Genomic DNA, 17,705 nt, shown 5'->3' on the forward strand with positions numbered 1-17,705 from the left:
TGCTTCGGGACATCACAGCCCAAGGCGGTCGCGCAGCCCATACCACCATGCGCCCAGCATCGTCAGCGGTACCCTGAACGTCTTTCCGCCCGGGAATGGAAGGTTGGGAAGCGAAGCCCATATGTCAAAGCGTTCAGCGTGACCGGCGACTGCCTCGCCGAGGATCTTGCCGAGCAGGTGGGTGGTCGTGACACCGTGGCCACTGTCGCCATGCGAGAAGTAGACCTTGTCGGAAAGACGTCCCATGTGCGGGATCCGCGTCAGGGTCAGCGCGAAATTGCCGCTCCACGCATAATCGATCCGGACATCCTTTAGCTGCGGGAAAGTCTTCAGCATGTTCGGCCGGATGACGCTCGTCAGGTCCTTCGGATCATGCCCGCCATATCCGATGCCACCGCCATAGAGCAGGCGATTGTCGGTGGTCCGACGGTAGTAGTCGAGGATATAGTTGGCATCCTCCACGCAGTAATTCGCCGGCAGCAGAGATTGTACCAGTCCCTCCTCGAGAGGTTCGGTCGCCATTACCTGGCTCGACACCGGCATCATGCGTCCGTGGATCTCCGGCAGGAGGGGGGATAGATAGGCATTGCCGCAGACGAGCACGTAGGCGGACATAACCGATCCTCGCTCTGTACGGACAATCGGTCGTTCTCCATCTTCCAGCGTGACGACGCGGGAGCCTTCAAAAATACGCGCGCCGAGGTTTTCCGCCGCCGCGGCCTCGCCGACGACCAGGTTGAGGGGATGGATGTGCCCGCCCAGCCGGTCGACCATGCCGCCGGCATAGCGGTCGGTACTGACATAGCGGCTGACCTCCTGCTTCGAGACCATTTCCAGTCCGCCGTGGCCATGCTGCTCGCAATGCCGCTTGTGGGCCTCCATTTCCCGGATCTGCTTGTCCGTAAATGCTGCGAAGAAGCCGCCCGGGATGAGATCGCAGTCGATGTTGTAGGTCGAAACGCGCTTACGGATGATCTCCCCACCTTCGAGCGACATGGCCCCGAGGGCGACCGCCTTCTCCTGCCCGTATCGCGAGGCGATCGTTTGCAGGTCACGGCTATAGCCGTTGACGATCTGCCCGCCATTTCGCCCGGATGCGCCATAGCCGATGCGCTCCGCCTCCAGAACAACCACCCGGTAGCCCCGTTCGCTTAGCTCAACGGCGGCCGAGATTCCTGTGAAGCCGGCACCAATGATGCAGACATCGGTCTCCAGATCTTCCTGGAGGGCAGGGCGTACCCGCTTGTCGTTGGCGGTTGCCGCGTACCAGGAATTCGTGTGTCGGGGATTGTCGCTGGTCTTGAAGCTCATCTCATACCGTCCGGATGTAGGCATCATACTCCACGTCGGTCACCCGAAGTGAGAACTCCTGAATCTCCTGCTGCTTGCAGGCGGTGTAGAGCGCGCGGTACTTGGGGCCGAGCGTGGCATAGGCGAATGTCGACTTCGCAAACTGCTGCACCGCATAGTCCCAGTTGGTCGGCAGGGGCTCGTGGCTGACCGCGTGATCGTCGCCTGTGATCGCCCCGCCGGGATTGCGCTTCTCGCGTATGCCGGTGAGCGCTGCATTGAGGATCATCGCCAGCACGAGATACGGATTGGTGTCGGATCCCGCCACCCTATGCTCGATTCGGGTGGCCGGTCGGCTCGCGGTGATGACCCGCACCGCCGCCGAGCGATTGTCGAAGCCCCAGGACGCGTAGGTGGGCGCGTGCTCGCTTGGCCTGAGGCGTCGATAGGAATTGGCGTGCGGCGCAAAGACGGCCATGCTGTCGTTCATGTTTTCCAGAAGGCCGCCGACGGAGTGGAACAGACGTTCCGCCGGGCCGTCCTCTCCCGCGTAGACATTGGTCCCCGTTTCGTCGATCAGGGAGAAATGCACGTGCATTCCGCTCCCCGCCTGGCTGCCGTAGGGCTTGGCCATGAAGGTGGCATCGAGGTCGTTTGCCCGCGCCACGCCCTTGACGATCCGCTTGAGGAGAACCGCGAAGTCGGCTGCCTTCAACGCGTCGGGAACATGGTTGAGGTTGATTTCGTACTGGCCCGGCCCATTCTCGCGCAAGGTCGTGTCTGCGGGAATACCTTGGGCGCGTGCCGCACTGGCAATCCCGTGGAAGACCGACTCGAAGTCCTGCAATTCCGAAATCGACAGAACCTGCGTCTGGCCGGTATGCCAGCGGCCATCGCGTGAATTGGGAGGGCGCACGGGATCGAGCGCCGAACGTACCGGATCGATCAGGTAAAATTCGAGCTCCGTCGCCACCACCGGGGTCAGTCCTAGCTTTGTGAAGCCCTTGAGGACATTGGCGAGGATCTGCCGAGGATCGCCGTAAAAGCCCTGGCCATCCGGATCACGCATCCCGAGAAGAACCTGGGCGGTCGGCCGGTTCAACCAGGTCACGCGCGAAAGCGTGCCGGGAACTGGAAAACAAAGGCCGTCCGGGTCGCCGGTGCCCTCAGCGAGCCCGGCCGCATTCACATCCCGTCCCCACACATCCAGTGCATAGACGGATCTTGGCATCGCCATGCCCTTGGACAGGATGTCGAGAGCCCGCTCGCGCGGAATCCATTTGCCGCGCGGCACGCCATTGACGTCTATGACGAATGCCTCGAGGACTTCGATGTCCGGATTGCTGTCTAAGAAAACCTGCGCTGAACTTATATCATCCATGTAACACCAAGAAGCCGTTTCCGTAGGCGCCGAAGCGCCGGGCCGGGTGGCCCGCTAACGATGGACGGTTCTGGCATTGTAGATGAGATATCGAGCCATTCTTTATGTCGCGGGACAATGCCCGCCTTCCCCTATTTCAAAGTCTAGCGTCATTCTGGCAGGAAGGCCAGCAGTCAGGCCTCGAAGCGCTCGGGCCGGTAGGCCGAGATGTCGATGAGGGTCTGTTCTCCCGCGATGGCTTCCGCGATGACCTGGCCGGTTACCGGGCCGAGCGTCAGGCCGTGGTGGGCATGGCCGAAGGCGAACCAGAGGCCTTTGTGACGCGGCGCCTGACCGATGACCGGCATCATGTCCGGCGTGCAGGGGCGTGCACCCATCCAAGGTTCCGGGTCCAGGCGCTCGCCAAGCGGGAAGACCGTGCGGGCGACCGCTTCTGCCCGCTCCAGCTGGACCGGTGTCTTGCGGGCATCGCGAAGCGCGAATTCAGCTCCGGTGGTCAGGCGGATACCCTGGTTCATCGGCGCGAGGAAATAGCCCTTCTCCGCATCCATGGTCCAGCCATTGAGCTTTGCGCCCACCCTGGTTCCGTAGTGCATGTGATAGCCACGCTTGACGCCGACGAGGAAGCGGTAGCCGAGTGGCTTCGTCACGGTGTCGGACCACGGTCCGAGCGCGACCACCACATCCTTCGCTTCGACGGTTCCGTCGCCGGCAACCATGCGCCAGCCGGTCGCCGTCTGCGACAGGCTGCGGGCATCACCCTTGAGGACCCGACCACCAAGTTTCTCGAACAGGCGAACATATGCCATGGTCAGTGCATAGGGGTCGCGGACGGACCACGGATCTTCCCACTTCAGGCCGCCGACGAAGTCGCCGCTGATATCGGGCTCCTCTACACTGATGTCGGCTGACGTCAGCTCCCGGAACGTGACCCCGTATTCCTGGCGCAGCCGTGCCGCTTCCTTCAATTCGCCATCGCGCTTTGCGGAGGTGCGGAAGAGTTCCGTCCAGCCACTCTTGGCGATGAGGTCCTGTGCGCCGGCTTCTTCTATCAGCTCGTTGTGGGTGGAGATCGAGTGCTCGATCAGCGGAGCGTAGGCCCGCGCGATCAGCTGATGCCGGCTGAGGTTGGAATGCCACCAGTACTTCGCCAGGAAGGACGTGACATGCGGGATGGCGCGCCAGTGATAGTGAGCATCGATGCGGTTGTTCAGGGCGTAGCGCAGGATCAGGCCGAACTGCTGCGGAAACCCGTAGGGGACGACGCCCTCCCGCTGGATGAGCCCCGCATTCCCGTAAGATGTCTCTTCACCCGGACCCCTGCGGTCGACAAGGACGACCGACTTGCCGCGCCGCGCCAATTGTAGCGCCGTCGAAACCCCTATGATGCCTGCGCCCAGGACGATTGCATCCGCTGCCATGTCTGCACTTTCAATCCAAATACCGATGGCGCGAACATGCCGGGGAGGATGCTGCGGCGCAAATGAAAAATCGCCACAGGCTTGCGATTGTCTGAAAGCGTCCATCTTCGGTTCTCTTGTCGCGTTGTCGGGGGGCAGATACAGATCCGCACAGCGGCAAGATGAGCGGAGCGAGCGCATGAAGTTTGGAACCAGCGGCCTTCGGGGCCTTTCGGTCGATCTCGAAGGACCTGTTTCCGGCGCCTACGCCGCAGCCTTTGGACGGTATCTCCTGGAGAGTGGACAAGCGAAGCAGGGCTCCGAGATCCTGCTGGCAAAGGACTTTCGTCCCTCTAGCCCCGCGATCGCATCGAACTGCAGTGCGGCATTATCGCAGTTGGGCTTTCGCGTGGTTGATTGCGGCGAGCTTCCCACTCCCGCTCTGGCGCTTTACGGCCTCAAGCGTGGCGCAGCGTCGCTGATGGTCACCGGCTCGCATATCCCTGCCGACCGCAACGGCATCAAGTTCTATCGCCCGGATGGCGAGATCGACAAGCAGGACGAGCAGGCGATCAGCGCGCTTGCCGCCAAGGGATGGGAGGTCGGTCCGACGTCTCATGCACCCGCCGATCACTCGCGCGAATGCCTTGCACTCTTTCGAGACAGGAATATCGCGCTCCTCCCGCAGGGTGCCTTCCAAGGGCTCCGGATCGGGGTCTATCAGCACAGCACGGTGGCGCGGGACCTGCTCGTGGACGTGCTGCGCTTCTACGGCGCCGACGTCATGGCTCTGGGACGTTCGCAGACCTTCATTCCGGTGGATACCGAAGCGGTTTCAGCCGACACGATCAACGCGTTGCGGCAGTGGAGCACGGAATTCGAGCTCGATGCTATCGTATCGGCCGATGGCGACGGCGACCGCCCGCTGGTGGCAGACGAGGCAGGCATACCGCTTCGCGGTGATCTGCTGGGCCTGATCGCCGCGAACTTCCTTCGGGCAGACGTGGTCGTCACCCCGGTGACCTCCAACTCGGGGATTGAGGCAGCAGGGTCATTCGCAGTCACCCGGACGCGCGTCGGCTCCCCCTATGTGATTGCGGCGATGCAGGACGCCGTGGCAGCTGGAAGGCACGGCGTGATGGGCTTCGAAGCCAATGGCGGGGTTTTAACCGCATCTGATTTCCAGGTGAAAGGGCAAGTTTTCCGTGCCCTGCCAACGCGAGACTGCTTCCTGCCCATTCTCGCGGTGCTTGGACTGCGTGCGGAGAGGGGGCTGCCTCTCTCGAAGATCGGCGCTCAATTCGCGCTGCCGATTGCCGCCTCTGACCGATTGGAGAACTTCCCGACGGAAACGAGCGCTGCGCTCATGGCCCATCTGCGAGCGGATCGCGGAAATCTCGAGTCGTTCCTGGAACCGATCGGACCGATCAAGGAGACCTCCGACATCGATGGTCTGAGGGTGGCACTCGTCGATGGAAGGATCATTCACTTCAGGCCGTCCGGAAATGCGCCCGAGATGCGCTGCTACGTCGAGGCGAAAGACGCATCAGCCGCAGATGCGCTGCTTCGGGCCGGACTGGAGCGCATAGGCCAGTGGGCGCACGAACACGGCGGCGCAGACGCTCTTTAGACACGGCCCGGAACCTTTGCTGGATCGGCTGGTTGGCGCCGAATTCCCAGGAGAGGTATCATGAACCTTCGCTACCTTGTCATCGGCGTTCTCGTCATCGTGCTCGCGATCGTCATCATCGGCTTCCGTCCCTTCCAGGCAACGGTCTCGGAGGAGCCGGGCAACCCGCCGCCGCATGCCGTCAATCAGTGATTGGCTTGCACGGAAGGCTGGAACAAACACGGGAGCCATCCTGTTCATCGCTTGCAGCAGGGCGAGGTGGCGATGAGCAGTACGAAGGGTACGGATCGGCTGGATGATTTTGACGAGGTCGCGATCGGCCACGGCATTCCGGCTACCTATCAGGATCTGCAAGGCAAGGTGCAGAACGTGCCGACCGCCACGCGCGAACTCATGCTTCGCGCCCTGGGGAAGGTGTCGCGGGAGGCAGCAAATCTGTCGCCGCCGCGCATGGAGCTCGATGAGACGACGAAATGCTACCTGCCTACTTTCCTTGAGAAGGAGAAGGTGTGGGGAATTTCCCTGCAGCTTTACGAACTGAGGTCGGGCCGCAGTTGGGGCCTTGGGGATTTCGAGGATCTGAAAGCTGCTTGCGAGATTGCGGCCGCGGCTGGAGCTGACTTTATTGGACTGAGCCCCGTGCATGCGCTCTTCCTCTCCCAACCCACCCGCTGCAGCCCCTATTCCCCATCGAACAGGAAGTTCCTCAATCCTCTCTACATCGCGGTTGACACGCTGCCGGGCTACGAGGAGGCGTGGGTGGATCAGGATGCGCTGGTAACGCTGCGGGAAACCGAATTTGTAGACTACGAGGGAGTAACACGGCTCAAGCTGCCGGTGCTGCGGAAGGTCTGGCAGGCAAGCGCGGATGCTGCGGAGGCGACGGCCGGACGCGATTCGTTTAAGCGGTTCCGATCGGACGCCGGGGAGGAGCTTCGTCTGCATGCACTCTTCGAAGCGCTATCGTTGGCGATGGTCGAGCTTGGTCATGGTGGCGGATGGACCGACTGGCCCGCAGAATTCCGGTCCAAGGATAGTGAAGCGGTAAAACGCTTCGCTGACGATCATGCAGACGAAGTGGAATTCCATTGCTGGCTGCAGTGGGTCGCTGCTGAGCAGTTGCAGGAAGCCGAGCATTGCGCGCGTAGCACGGGCATGCGGATCGGCTTGTACTTCGATCTTGCGGTAGGGGAGGCTCCGGACGGCTCCTCGAGCTGGAGCACGCCGGAACTCGTCCTGCAGGGGCTCAGGGTCGGGGCGCCGCCGGATGTCTTCAGCACGTCGGGGCAGGACTGGGGCCTCGTGGCCCTGTCGCCCGCTGCGTTGAAGGCCAAAGCCATGCGGCCTTATGCCGAGCTCCTGGATGCGTCCATGCGTTTTGCCGGCGCTCTGCGCATCGACCATGCCATGGGACTCTGGCAGCTCTTCCTGCTGCCGGAAGGAGAGACGCCGGCGGTCGGCGGCTATCTCCGTTATCCGTTCCAGGACATGGTCGGTACCCTTGCCGCAGAGAGCCACAGGCGCGGCACGATCGTTATCGGAGAGGACCTCGGCAACGTGCCGGACGGCTTCCGCGACATGATGGTGAAGGCGCAGATCCTTGGCTACCGCGTCCTCTACTTCGAGCCGGTGGATGAGGTTGTCGGGTCGCCTGCCGTCTCACACCTTTCCTTGGCCTGCCTGTCCACCCATGATTTGCCGCCCTTGATCGGCTGGTGGCGCAGTGACGACATCCGGCTGGCAAGGGAATTCGGCCTCACGGACGAACGGGGAGCGGAGGCATCATTGCGTGAAAGGCAGGAACGGCGAACAGCCTTCATTCGAGCCATAGAGGGGGCGGGATTGTCCTCTGCAGCGGTAGGCTCGATTTCCGAGCCAGCTGGCGCCATCTCCGAGGAACTGTTCGTCGCAATGCACCGGCTATTGGCTCGCTCGCCCAGCGTCACGGTCGCTCTGCGACTTGCGGATCTGGTCGGAGAGGACCGCCAGACCAACGTGCCGGGGACGTCGGATGCCTATCCGAACTGGCGGTTGAAGCTGCGTCTTCCGCTGGAGGAAATTGCCGGAAGCTCGCTCTTCCAGCGTGTTGTCGCCGCTGTGACGGCCGAACGGCCGCGGCAATCCTAGACCGGCCGCATCGCGCGGGAACCTCCGCTTTCGTCTTCTGTTACCCCTTCGTGCAAAGAACCCAGGAGGATTCAGGATGGCCGCGATGGACCCCAAGATGAAGGAATGCATAGATAACTGCCTGAACTGCTACAGCGTCTGCCTCTCGATGGCGATGAACCACTGCCTGGAGGCCGGCGGAAAGCATACGGAACCTGCACACTTTCGGCTGATGATGGCCTGTGCGGAAATCTGCCGGACTTCGGCCCACTTCATGCTGATCGGAACGGAGCACCACAAGCATACATGCCGCGAATGCGCGGAAATCTGCACCGAATGTGCGAACGATTGCGAGCAAGTAGGTGACATGCAGGCTTGCGTCGACGCCTGCCGCAAATGCGCCGAAAGCTGCCGCCAGATGGCTGCCTGATCTGGGCCTTGGCTATAACCCTGTTCAACCGGCTCTAGGTATTCCGAGAGCCGGCTGAACCGAATTCAGGCGGCAGCGGATTGTCGGCCTCCTCCGTCGGCTGGTGCGTAAAGCCCTCGACGCCGGAAATCTCCCTTGCATCCCGCTTTATCTCCACTCGGCTGACGGCGAATGCCGCAACGAGGCGGGCTACCGAGACGAGCGCAAGCATATGAATTCGCTCATACCCATGGGACGCGTCGATTCCGAAGGTGGCAAGGGCCGTGCGCACATCATGGCCCGCTTCGATCGCAGAGGCGGAGTCGGAACGATAGTAGCGGAAGACATCCTTCTGATAGGGAATGCCTTCGCTCTGGCACAGATCGACGAGCTTCTTGGTCAGGTGATAGTCGAACGGTCCTGATTGGTCCGCCATGGCTATGGTCACGCCAAATTCGGCGGAGTTCTGCCCCGGGGCGCTGGTCCCGTTGTCGATGGTCAGCATGGAGGCAATGTCTCCGGTCAGGATCGATGAGGCCCCGACGCCGACCTCTTCTGCAATCGTGAAGAGCCAATAGGTATCGACCGGTGTTGTTGCTGCAGTCCGCTCAAGCGCTTCGATTGCCGCAAGAGCGATTGCCACGCCCGCCTTGTCGTCGAGATGACGCGAGTTGATGAAGCCGTTTTCCAGAAACTCCGGAGCAGGATCGATCGCGATGACATCGCCGACGTCGATCCCCAAGGCTAGGGTTTCCTGCCGAGAGGTCGTGACGGCATCGATACGCAACTCGACGTAGCGCCACCCGACAGGGAGCGTATCGACCTCGTCGTTGAATGTGTGGCCCGAGGCCTTGATCGGCAGGATCGTGCCGCGGAAACTGCCGGCGCTGCTGAAGACGGTGACCCTGGCGCCTTCAGCGAACCGGGCTGACCAGTGGCCGATCGGCACGACTTCCAGACGTCCGTTGTCCTTCACCGATTTCACCTGTGCACCCAGCGTATCCAGATGGGTGACCATCGCGCGCGCGCCGTGGCGGCGGCTGCCCTGCCGGACGGCTCTGATTGCACCGCGGCGGGTAAGCTCCGGCTTCAGGCCAAGCCGTTCCAGCTCGCCGGAACAATAGTGGACGATTTCATCGGTATAGCCCGTCGGACTTGCGATGCGCAGGAGCGCCTCCAACTGGCGCTTGAGGTAAGCCTCGTCGATCTCGATGGACATGCCTAGCTCTTTCCGAGGACGAGATTGGCGTAACGCTGCCCGGACGTCGGAAACAGCAGGTCCAGGAACCGCTCCGCCGTCGGCTGCGGCTCGTGGTTTGCCAGGCCGGGGCGCTCGTTGGCTTCGATGAAGACATAGTCCGGCTCGGTGGGATTGCGCACCATGAAATCGATACCGACGACTGGAATGTCGATGGCGCGTGCAGCGGCAATGGCCGCTTCGACAAGCCGCGGATGGACGATGCCCGTGACATCGTGAATGGAGCCGCCCGTGTGCAGGTTGGCCGCCTTGCGCACGAGCACCTCCTGGCCGCTTTCCAGCACCGTGTCGAGCCCGTAGCCACCGAGCTTGAGGCAGCGCTCCGTCTCGGCGTCGATGGGGACCGTGCTCTCTCCTCCGGTTGCAGCTGCCCTCCGTCGTGAGAGAGCCTCGATCAGTTCGCGGATCGTCTGCCGCCCGTCTCCCACAACGTGCGGCGGACGTCGGACGGCGGCGGCAACAAGCTTGAAGTCTATGACCACGAGACGGAGATCCTGCCCCTCGAAACATGCCTCGACGAGAACCCGATCGCAGACCTCCCGAGCTTCCGCGATTGCATGCTTGACCGCCGTTAGGTTGTCGAGCCCGACCGCGACTGCACGACCCTGTTCGCCTCTGGCCGGTTTGACCACGACCTGGCCGTGCCTCTCGATGAAGGCTGCCAGTTCGTCATCATTCCCGGCTGCCGTCATCTGCTCCGGCACGCTGATCCCGGCCCGCTCGACCACGCGTCGGGTCACCGCCTTGTCATCACAGATCGACATGGCGACGCCGGAGGTGAGTTCCGACAGGCTTTCGCGGCAGTGCACGGACCGCCCGCCCTGGGTCAGCCGAAAGAAGCCACCTTCGGCATCGGTGATTTCCACGTGGATCCCGCGCCGGCGGGCTTCATTGACGATGAGCCGCGCATAAGGGTTGAGAACGTCGTATTCCTCGAGCGGATTGGCGTAGAGCCGCTCGTTGATGGAATTCTTCCTCTTGACGGTGAAGGCCGTGATCCGGCGGAAGTGCAGTTTTTCGTAGAGGCTGATTGCCTGTTCGTTGTCGTGCAGGACCGACAGGTCCATGAAGGCTGAGCCTCTGGCCTTGAAATGCTCGGCCAGCCGCCGCACCAGAGCTTCGCCGACGCCGCCATGGCGAGCCTGCGGATCCACCGCCAGGCACCAGAGGGACGAGCCCCGCTCCGGATCGGTAAATGCACGCCGATGGTCGATGCCCGTGACGGTGCCGATGATCTCGCCCGAGACCTCGTCCTCCGCCACGAGGTAGGTGATCGAGCGATTGTCCCTGTTCGACCAGAAGAAGTCGGGCCGCACCGGAACCATTCCTCGCGACGCATAGATGCGGTTGACCGCATCCGCATCTGCCTCGGACGAGAGCCTGCGCACAAAGAAGCCGCGGGGCTGCTTGCGGCTGTTGCGATAGGTTGCCAGATCCAGACGATACGTGTGGGAGGGATCAAGAAAGAGCTCCTGCGGTGCAGCAGCGAGGACGACATGCGGATCGCTGACATAGACGGCTATGTCCCGCCGTTCCGGCGCTTCCTCGCGCAGGGCAGCCACCAGTTGAGCCGGATCCTGGAAGGTCTGCGCAAACAGCAGCCGCCCCCAGCCGCAATCGACCTGGGCCGCATCCTTCGCGAGATCAGCGTCCGCAGGGTGGCCTCCGCCTCTGGAGTAGTCCACCCGTTGGCGCTTGAGACGATGGGCAACCGCCTTCGCCGCGGGAAATCGGCCCGCCCTGTCTTCTGGTGTGGTCTTGGCCATCATCAGATCCCCTGCGTCTGCAGCCACATTTCGAGCAGCCCTACCTGCCAAAGCTCCGACCCGCGAAGCGGGGTGATATGATCAGAGGGGTTGTCGAACAGCTGGTTCAGGTAGTCCTTGCGGAAGATCCCGCGGTCGCGTGCAGCCTGCGACCCTAACGCATCGCGGACCATATCGAGATAGGGTCCGTCGACGTATTTCAGCTGGGGTACCGGGAAGTAACCCTTCTTCCGATCGATCACTTCCGAAGGTACGACGAGGCGTGCCGCGTCTTTCAGCACCCCTTTGCCGCCTTCCCGCAGTTTCTCTTCCGGCGGGATCTTGGCAGCCAGTTCAACGAGTTCGTGGTCGAGGAATGGCACGCGTGCCTCCAGGCCCCAGGCCATGGTCATGTTGTCGACCCGCTTCACGGGGTCGTCCACCAGCATGACCTGGCTGTCGAGACGAAGGGCGGCATCAACAGCCGTGTCCGCACCGGGGGAGCGAAGGTGGCGATCAACCAATTCGAAGCTGACGTCGCTCTCCGTCATCCACTCGCGATTGAGGTGCTGCGAAAGCTTGTCATGCGAGCGATCGAAAAATACCTTTGCATAGTCGTGGCTGACGTCGTTCGACTGTGCCAGCGGCGGATACCAGTGATAGCCACCGAAGACCTCATCTGCCCCCTGGCCCGACTGCACCACCCGGATATGCTTCGAGACCTCCTGCGACAGCAGGTAGAAACCGGCATTGTCATAGGAAACCATCGGCTCGGACATTGCCGCGAAGACACCCGGCAAGGCCTCCATGAGGCGCTCCGACGGCACAAAGATCTGATGATGATCCGTGCCGAACCTCTTGGCGACAATGTCGGAATAGACAAATTCGTCGCCCTTTTCTCCGTTCGCGGCTTCAAATCCGACCGAGAAGGTCATGAGGTCCTTCTGGCCCATTTCTGCCAAAAGGCCGACGATGAGGCTGGAATCCACCCCGCCGGAAAGCAGGACGCCCACCGGAACATCAGCCACCATCCGACGACGAACTGCCGTTCTCAGCGCGTCCAGTACGAGATCCCGCCATTCGGTCGAGGAAAGCTTGCTCAGCGATGGATCTCGCTGGTAGGGCGGCGCCCAATAGACGGTGTCTTCTTCGCGCCCATCAGCCTCGATGACGCGGATCGTCGCTGGCGGCAGCTTTTGGATACCGTTGACGATCGTGTGTGGCGGGGGCACTACCGCATGGAAGGTCATGTAGTGATGCAGCGCCGTCTTGTTGATCGAGGTGTCGATGTCGCCACTCTTCAGAAGCGCCGGAAGGAAGGAGGCAAACCGGATCGCACCTCCAGTCCGGGCAAAGTAGAGCGGCTTGATGCCGAACCGGTCCCTCGCCATGACGACCCGACCGCTGTCGCGCTCGTGAAGCACGAACGCGAACATGCCGTGAAAGCGCTTCACGCACTCGACTCCCCAGGCATGCCATGATTTCAGGATCACCTCGGTGTCGCCGTGCGAAAAGAAGCGATAGCCCTTGGCTTCCAGCTCGTTGCGGAGTTCGGGATAGTTGTAGATGCAGCCATTGAACGCGATGGTGAGGCCGAGATCGGCATCCACCATGGGCTGGCGAGCCTTCTGCGAGAGGTCGATGATGGACAGGCGCCGGTGGCCGAGCGCCGCATTGCCATGGATAACCAACCCGGAGCCATCCGGCCCCCGCGGCGCTATCGCATCCATCATTTTCGCCTGCACGAGGGGCGAGGGCTGTCCCCCATCAAAGCGCACTTCACCACAGATCCCACACACGGTTCCTATCAATCCTCTCTTGCTCTTGAATGGCCTGAAATAATACTAGATCTAATAGTTAGAGATCGAATGGATATGGTCAAGGCATGAATGTCGCGGCAAACGAGACGGATGGGAAAAGGTTGCAGACGGAAGCCCGGATGGTCGAGAAGGCAGTCCGGCGAATCGTCCGGGCCCACGATCTTCAATCACGGGCGCTTTCGAAGCGATGCGGGCTGACGGCGGCCCAACTCATCCTCATGAAGGGCATCATGGAGCTTGGGGAGGTAACCTCCGTGGCGCTATCCGTCTATGCTGACATCAGCCCGGCGACGCTGGTGACGATCCTGGACAATCTGGAGGAGCGCGGACTGATCCAGCGATACCGGTCCGGTACCGACCGGAGGATCGTCCACACGAGACTCACGCCGGAAGGTACTCGGCTGGTGGCGGAGGCGCCGGAGCCGATGGGCGACGTATTTCTGGAGAACTTCGCTGGCCTTCCCGCGCAGCAACGCCAGGCGCTGGCGCAGGCTGTCCTGCAACTGGCGGAGTTGATGTCTCCGGCCAGGTAGTGGTCCACTGATGGTCGTGGATTGCCCACAAAGCGACCGGCCTCCTATTGTTCACGAAATCCGATATCCTAACTTGTCTTGCGAAGGCTGAAGGAGGCAGCAATGACCATCACACGGGAAGAAATCCGGCAGGTCTTGGGTCCGGTCGACGACAATTTCGCGGCCGAGATCCTTGCAACCGGCGCAAGCTTCCAGGACCTGATGGAAGCGTGGACCTGGCTCAACAGTGACGAGGCGCTGATCAACGAAGGGCATCATCTGCCAAGCCCTCGCGTGGCAGAGCTTGTCGCCATGCTGGAGCCGGAGCAGGACGAAGACCACGGTTGAGATGGGGGCTGCCGCATCCGTCCCTCTGACGTGGCGCGCCAGAACCTTTGGCAACTGAGCGACGTCCACAGGTGGCAGAAATTTGGTGCAGCTTGAATTTCGTCACCAAACCGTCGCATAAGGCGCAAGTTGCGAACTGTTGAAGCCGATCGGCACGATCAGGCTTAGCGCAACCTCTCGATCGTATTGTCCCCGGAGCCTTGCATGATCCATCTGGCAGATAGCGCGCCTGTTGCTTCGGGCAATAACTCGGCTGTGTATCGCCACCCGGACGACCAGTCGATTCTCGTCAAGGTGGTGCGGTCCGAAGCCGCCAGGCGTCAGAAGGCCCGCTGGGGATTTCTGCGTGGCCGCCGTCGCCGCTTCTATCATCTGAAGAATTTCATGCGGGTTCTGGAGGAGCAGGTGGCTTATTACGCCGCCGAGGGACATCCTTCGCAGCATCTGGAAGAGGTGGTCGGTTTGGTCGATACCGACATCGGTCCCGGGCTTGCGGTTCGATGCGAGACCTTTCGGAGCGACATCGCGCCCACAGTCGCGAGCCTGATGAAGTCTCGGCGGTTGGACAGGAGCCTATTGCCGCTGCTGGATGAGTTCTTTGACTGGCTCGAGCGCAGTCCGGTTGTGGTCAACGAGCTAGGGATCGACAATCTCGTGCTTTCAGACCGGCTCCCGGGGCAACTCCGGATCGTCCTGATCGATGGTTATGGTGAAAACGCCGCAATTCCGTTGAAAAGCTGGTCGCAGTCACTTAATCGCTACGATAAGCGTCAGAAGGCTGAGAAACTCCGTGCGCGGTTGAACGCAGCGGCGCTGTCGGCCGAGGACGCTCTCGATCAATCACTGACTGCGAGCGGATAGGCGCTTTCGTCAGGCTTGACGATACTGCCGCCTCCAACCCGTTCCGACGAGTCCTAATGCATAGCGCCGACACCCCTCAGGTTATCATCTACGCGATAAACCTCGACCGCTCCCTGGAGCGCTGGGAGGAACTCTCGCGCGAGGCTGCTGCTCTGGGCCTGCCTGTCCAGAGGGTTGCGGCGATTGACGGCACTGTTGTCGAAGCAGAAGAACGGGTCGACGCGAACGAACCTGCCTTCATGCGCAACAACGGGCGTCATATGATCCCGGGCGAGTATGGCTGCTATCGCAGCCACATGAAGGCGCTCTCGACTTTTCTTGAGGCCGGGCTGCCTCAGGCAATCATCGTTGAGGACGACATCAGGCTTTCCTCGGATCTGCCACAGCGTGCAGCGGCGGCGCTCGCCGCGGTTCCGGGGGCGGACGTCATCAAACTGTTCAATCACCGCATGGTCGGTTTCAGGATCTATGCAACAAGCGATCGAGGCGACCGGATCGGCCGGGCCATTCACGGTCCCATGGGCTCAGCGGCCTGCTACGCGGTCACGCGCGCCGGTGCGGCGAAGCTGGTTGAGCAGATGAAGGTGATGGAATACCCGTTCGACATCGCTCTCGAGCGGGGCTGGGCGATAGGCGCGGAAGTCTTGACCGTGGACGAGGACGTCGTCACGTCCAAGCGATCGGCAAGCACTATCGCCAACCGAAGCGGCTACAAGGAGAGAAAGTTCGTCTGGTGGAAGCGCCTCCCGACTCATTGGCAGCGGGCAAGGGACTATCTCCAGCGGATCCGATATGCGCTCAAGGGGGTCTGAACTCATGCCGGCGCCTGCTTCCTCCCGGTTTGACCCCTTTCTTCTTCCGCTGTTGTGGGTGCTGATGGCTTCCGCCATGCTGGTGGAGAGCGACGCCTACCGCTACGCAACGCTGGCGCTCGTTGCGCTTTCCATGATCCGTTTTCGGAACCACGTTCGCGTCCTCTCGCGTGACTGGCTCGCCTGGTTCTGCTGGCTTTGGGCCGCTTACGCTGCTATCCGCTTCGTGATCGGCGTGACAGTTCATGACGCACGCGGCACCTCCGAGTGGTTGTACATATTCCCGCTCTTCTTTCCGGCGCTTGGGGTGGCACTATACAAGACACGCCAGCACCTCTTTCCGGCGGCGATCGTTCTGATCGCCGCCGGCGGTTTGGGGTTGCTGGCGAGCATCGACTGGGCTGCGCTCGGGAGCGGCGAGCGCGTGTTCCCTCTCTTTCACAACAATCCCATCCATGCAGCGATCGGATGCGGCATGCTTCTGGTCACGAGCATTTTCTTGATGCTCTACGTCGTGGAAACACGGCGCTATGACGGTTGGCGTCTCGCCGCGATCCTTGGAATGGGGTTCCTGACAGTGCTGTTGAGCGGGGTCGGTATTCTGGGCGCCCAGTCGAAAGGGGTGTGGCTCGCCCTAGGCCCCCTGGCGGGCTTCATGTCCCTGGCGGTCCTAGCATTCTATGGCAGACGTCTGGCATTGGCCGTGCTTGCAGTACTGCTGGTCGCGATGATGGGCATCATCATTGCGCAGGAGGATGCCAGACGCGTGGCTGGTCCGACAATAGAAGCCACCAGCGAGTTGTTCAGCTTTGGAATGGGGTATGTCGATCCCCGAGATGCCATGCGCCGTGCCGTAGAGAACCCCGACACTCCCGCATCCATGCGCGAGCGTCTGATGCTGTGGACCAACGCACTGGACACGGTGGAGTCCTCTCCATGGTTCGGCTGGGGGAATCTCTGGCAGGATCGATGGCGGCAGGGAACCTATCAAGACACCAACCACCGGCTGCTCCACAACGGCTATCTCGAAATATTGGTGCGGCACGGCCTCTTTGGCGCATTGGTACTCGCCATCTTCATCCTGGCGTCCGCGTACAGGATATACGAGGCAAGGCGGCAGGGGATCATCTCGGCAAGCCTCATGCTTTACCTCTACAGCCTCAGTCTGTTTTTCTTCATCACCATCGCGACGAACTCGAACAACCGCCTTGCGTTGGGCGAGAGCTACTTCCTGCTTGCGGGGGCTGCCGTCTTCGCGATTTCGCTTGCGATGCGGATCAGCCAGGCGAAGCCCGCCGATGTCGCGCAAGCTGATTAGTCACGACCCGCTGGAATTCGCTGCCTGATTTTCGCGGTGTTCGGTGCCGTGACCTTATTGTTGAGACTTGAGGGCCTCATCACTATTTCGCCGCAGGTTGCGTCACGTAGGCGACAACCGCATCCGAAATCATCCGTTTGTGCCGGTCATAAAGGGTGGGCTCCGACAGATCCCGGTGAAAGATCGTGCCGAAGGTGTAGCGGTTGGAGACGCGGAAGAAGCAGAAGGCGCTGATCAGCATGTGCAGGTCCACCGCGTCGACATCGCGATGGAAGACGCCCTCTCGACGCCCCCTTTCCAGGATTTCGCCGATCGTCCTGACGATCGAGAGGTTGAGTTCGCCAATCTCGGACGATCGCTTCATGTGGTTGGCGTGGTGGATATTCTCGATGCTGACCAACCGGACGAAGTCGGGATTGTTCTCGTCATGGTCGAAGGTGTTGGCGACGAGGGTTCGCAGCGCCTCGACCGGAGGCATGTCGGCAAGCTCAAGATCGGCTTCGAGCGAGCGGATCTTCCGGTAGGCCTTCTCGAGCACCGCGAGGTAGAGACCCTCCTTGCTGCCGAAATAATAGTAGATCATTCGTTTCGACGTGCGGGTCTTCTCGGCAATCGCGTCGACGCGGCCGCCGGATAGGCCGTAGGCCGAAAACTCCTCCGTCGCGACGTTCAGGATGTCGTCCCGTGTCTTTTCCGGATCGTTCTTCCGGCTCTCTCGCTCAGCAGGCCTGCGCACGTCCACTTCCGTCACTTCCCCCGGGCATCCTCGCCGCCTCCGCGACGACTCATATTGGCCTTGCAGTCAGGTTTCAATG

At 61.6% G+C, this 17,705-nt stretch carries 16 protein-coding genes; 9 read left to right on the plus strand and 7 right to left on the minus strand.

Annotation, left to right across the window (positions count from 1 at the left end):
- Nucleotides 1–12 precede the first annotated feature (12 nt).
- From FN060_RS12705 to FN060_RS12715, 3 genes are all read right to left on the minus strand, one after another.
- A complete protein-coding gene (locus FN060_RS12705; protein ID WP_183949879.1) occupies nt 13–1,311 on the minus strand; it encodes an NAD(P)/FAD-dependent oxidoreductase in 1,299 nt (432 codons plus the stop codon).
- Nucleotide 1,312: 1 nt separating this feature from the next.
- Complete coding sequence (locus FN060_RS12710) at nt 1,313–2,671, minus strand: glutamine synthetase family protein (protein ID WP_052637026.1); 1,359 nt, start codon at nt 2,669–2,671, stop codon at nt 1,313–1,315.
- 173 nt (nt 2,672–2,844) lie between these two features.
- A complete protein-coding gene (locus FN060_RS12715) occupies nt 2,845–4,092 on the minus strand; it encodes an NAD(P)/FAD-dependent oxidoreductase (RefSeq protein ID WP_142588322.1) in 1,248 nt (415 codons plus the stop codon).
- Between the two features lie 178 nt (nt 4,093–4,270).
- Between FN060_RS12715 and FN060_RS12720 the strand changes: the two genes are divergently transcribed.
- The 4 genes from FN060_RS12720 (at nt 4,271) to FN060_RS12730 (ending at nt 8,237) form a co-directional block, all read left to right on the plus strand.
- Nucleotides 4,271–5,701 (plus strand): phosphomannomutase, encoded by a 1,431-nt coding sequence (locus tag FN060_RS12720; protein ID WP_142588324.1) that lies wholly within the window; start codon nt 4,271–4,273, stop codon nt 5,699–5,701.
- Between the two features lie 60 nt (nt 5,702–5,761).
- A complete protein-coding gene (locus FN060_RS23390) occupies nt 5,762–5,893 on the plus strand; it encodes a hypothetical protein (protein ID WP_280136222.1) in 132 nt (43 codons plus the stop codon).
- Nucleotides 5,894–5,965: 72 nt separating this feature from the next.
- Entirely contained in the window at nt 5,966–7,828 is a 1,863-nt protein-coding gene (malQ, locus tag FN060_RS12725) for a 4-alpha-glucanotransferase (protein WP_142588326.1), read from the plus strand.
- Between the two features lie 76 nt (nt 7,829–7,904).
- Nucleotides 7,905–8,237 carry a four-helix bundle copper-binding protein gene (locus tag FN060_RS12730; protein WP_142588328.1) on the plus strand — a complete coding sequence of 111 codons (333 nt, stop codon included), beginning with the start codon at nt 7,905–7,907 and terminating at the stop codon, nt 8,235–8,237.
- Nucleotides 8,238–8,271: 34 nt separating this feature from the next.
- Here FN060_RS12730 and FN060_RS12735 read toward each other — a convergent pair whose 3' ends face one another.
- The 3 genes from FN060_RS12735 to FN060_RS12745 are packed head-to-tail and all read right to left on the minus strand — an operon-like array spanning nt 8,272 to nt 13,018.
- Nucleotides 8,272–9,435, minus strand: a complete 1,164-nt coding sequence (locus FN060_RS12735; protein ID WP_142588329.1) for an osmoprotectant NAGGN system M42 family peptidase — start codon at nt 9,433–9,435, stop codon at nt 8,272–8,274.
- A 2-nt stretch (nt 9,436–9,437) separates the two neighbouring features.
- Entirely contained in the window at nt 9,438–11,240 is a 1,803-nt protein-coding gene (gene ngg, locus FN060_RS12740) for an N-acetylglutaminylglutamine synthetase (protein ID WP_142588493.1), read from the minus strand.
- 2 nt (nt 11,241–11,242) lie between these two features.
- Nucleotides 11,243–13,018, minus strand: a complete 1,776-nt coding sequence (locus FN060_RS12745; RefSeq protein ID WP_142588332.1) for an N-acetylglutaminylglutamine amidotransferase — start codon at nt 13,016–13,018, stop codon at nt 11,243–11,245.
- Nucleotides 13,019–13,104: 86 nt separating this feature from the next.
- Here FN060_RS12745 and FN060_RS12750 point away from each other — a divergent pair, with 86 nt between their 5' ends.
- The 5 genes from FN060_RS12750 (at nt 13,105) to FN060_RS12770 (ending at nt 16,890) form a co-directional block, all read left to right on the plus strand.
- Nucleotides 13,105–13,572 carry a MarR family winged helix-turn-helix transcriptional regulator gene (locus tag FN060_RS12750; RefSeq protein ID WP_142588334.1) on the plus strand — a complete coding sequence of 156 codons (468 nt, stop codon included), beginning with the start codon at nt 13,105–13,107 and terminating at the stop codon, nt 13,570–13,572.
- A gap of 102 nt (nt 13,573–13,674) precedes the next feature.
- Entirely contained in the window at nt 13,675–13,899 is a 225-nt protein-coding gene (locus FN060_RS12755; RefSeq protein WP_142588336.1) for a hypothetical protein, read from the plus strand.
- 204 nt (nt 13,900–14,103) lie between these two features.
- Nucleotides 14,104–14,760: a YrbL family protein gene (locus tag FN060_RS12760; protein ID WP_142588337.1), complete on the plus strand. Its 657-nt coding sequence runs from the start codon at nt 14,104–14,106 to the stop codon at nt 14,758–14,760.
- A 56-nt stretch (nt 14,761–14,816) separates the two neighbouring features.
- Entirely contained in the window at nt 14,817–15,572 is a 756-nt protein-coding gene (locus FN060_RS12765; RefSeq protein WP_142588339.1) for a glycosyltransferase family 25 protein, read from the plus strand.
- 4 nt (nt 15,573–15,576) lie between these two features.
- Nucleotides 15,577–16,890 carry an O-antigen ligase family protein gene (locus FN060_RS12770; protein ID WP_183949881.1) on the plus strand — a complete coding sequence of 438 codons (1,314 nt, stop codon included), beginning with the start codon at nt 15,577–15,579 and terminating at the stop codon, nt 16,888–16,890.
- An 82-nt stretch (nt 16,891–16,972) separates the two neighbouring features.
- Here FN060_RS12770 and FN060_RS12775 read toward each other — a convergent pair whose 3' ends face one another.
- Nucleotides 16,973–17,626 carry a TetR/AcrR family transcriptional regulator gene (locus tag FN060_RS12775; protein ID WP_183949883.1) on the minus strand — a complete coding sequence of 218 codons (654 nt, stop codon included), beginning with the start codon at nt 17,624–17,626 and terminating at the stop codon, nt 16,973–16,975.
- Nucleotides 17,627–17,705 lie beyond the last annotated feature (79 nt).

It is taken from the genome of Pseudorhizobium halotolerans, from assembly GCF_902153235.2.
Taxonomy (GTDB): Bacteria; Pseudomonadota; Alphaproteobacteria; order Rhizobiales; family Rhizobiaceae; genus Neorhizobium; species Neorhizobium flavum.

What these genes read in the sequence shown, in the direction of transcription:
- FN060_RS12770 (WP_183949881.1), top strand. Translation starts at nt 15,577, where the DNA reads ATGCCGGCGCCTGCTTCCTCCCGGTTTGACCCCTTTCTTCTTCCGCTG.
- malQ (WP_142588326.1), top strand. Translation starts at nt 5,966, where the DNA reads ATGAGCAGTACGAAGGGTACGGATCGGCTGGATGATTTTGACGAGGTC.
- FN060_RS23390 (WP_280136222.1), top strand. Translation starts at nt 5,762, where the DNA reads ATGAACCTTCGCTACCTTGTCATCGGCGTTCTCGTCATCGTGCTCGCG.
- FN060_RS12710 (WP_052637026.1), bottom strand. Translation starts at nt 2,671, where the DNA reads ATGGATGATATAAGTTCAGCGCAGGTTTTCTTAGACAGCAATCCGGAC.
- FN060_RS12760 (WP_142588337.1), top strand. Translation starts at nt 14,104, where the DNA reads ATGATCCATCTGGCAGATAGCGCGCCTGTTGCTTCGGGCAATAACTCG.
- FN060_RS12755 (WP_142588336.1), top strand. Translation starts at nt 13,675, where the DNA reads ATGACCATCACACGGGAAGAAATCCGGCAGGTCTTGGGTCCGGTCGAC.
- ngg (WP_142588493.1), bottom strand. Translation starts at nt 11,240, where the DNA reads ATGGCCAAGACCACACCAGAAGACAGGGCGGGCCGATTTCCCGCGGCG.
- FN060_RS12715 (WP_142588322.1), bottom strand. Translation starts at nt 4,092, where the DNA reads ATGGCAGCGGATGCAATCGTCCTGGGCGCAGGCATCATAGGGGTTTCG.
- FN060_RS12705 (WP_183949879.1), bottom strand. Translation starts at nt 1,311, where the DNA reads ATGAGCTTCAAGACCAGCGACAATCCCCGACACACGAATTCCTGGTAC.
- FN060_RS12720 (WP_142588324.1), top strand. Translation starts at nt 4,271, where the DNA reads ATGAAGTTTGGAACCAGCGGCCTTCGGGGCCTTTCGGTCGATCTCGAA.
- FN060_RS12735 (WP_142588329.1), bottom strand. Translation starts at nt 9,435, where the DNA reads ATGTCCATCGAGATCGACGAGGCTTACCTCAAGCGCCAGTTGGAGGCG.
- FN060_RS12730 (WP_142588328.1), top strand. Translation starts at nt 7,905, where the DNA reads ATGGCCGCGATGGACCCCAAGATGAAGGAATGCATAGATAACTGCCTG.
- FN060_RS12750 (WP_142588334.1), top strand. Translation starts at nt 13,105, where the DNA reads ATGAATGTCGCGGCAAACGAGACGGATGGGAAAAGGTTGCAGACGGAA.
- FN060_RS12765 (WP_142588339.1), top strand. Translation starts at nt 14,817, where the DNA reads ATGCATAGCGCCGACACCCCTCAGGTTATCATCTACGCGATAAACCTC.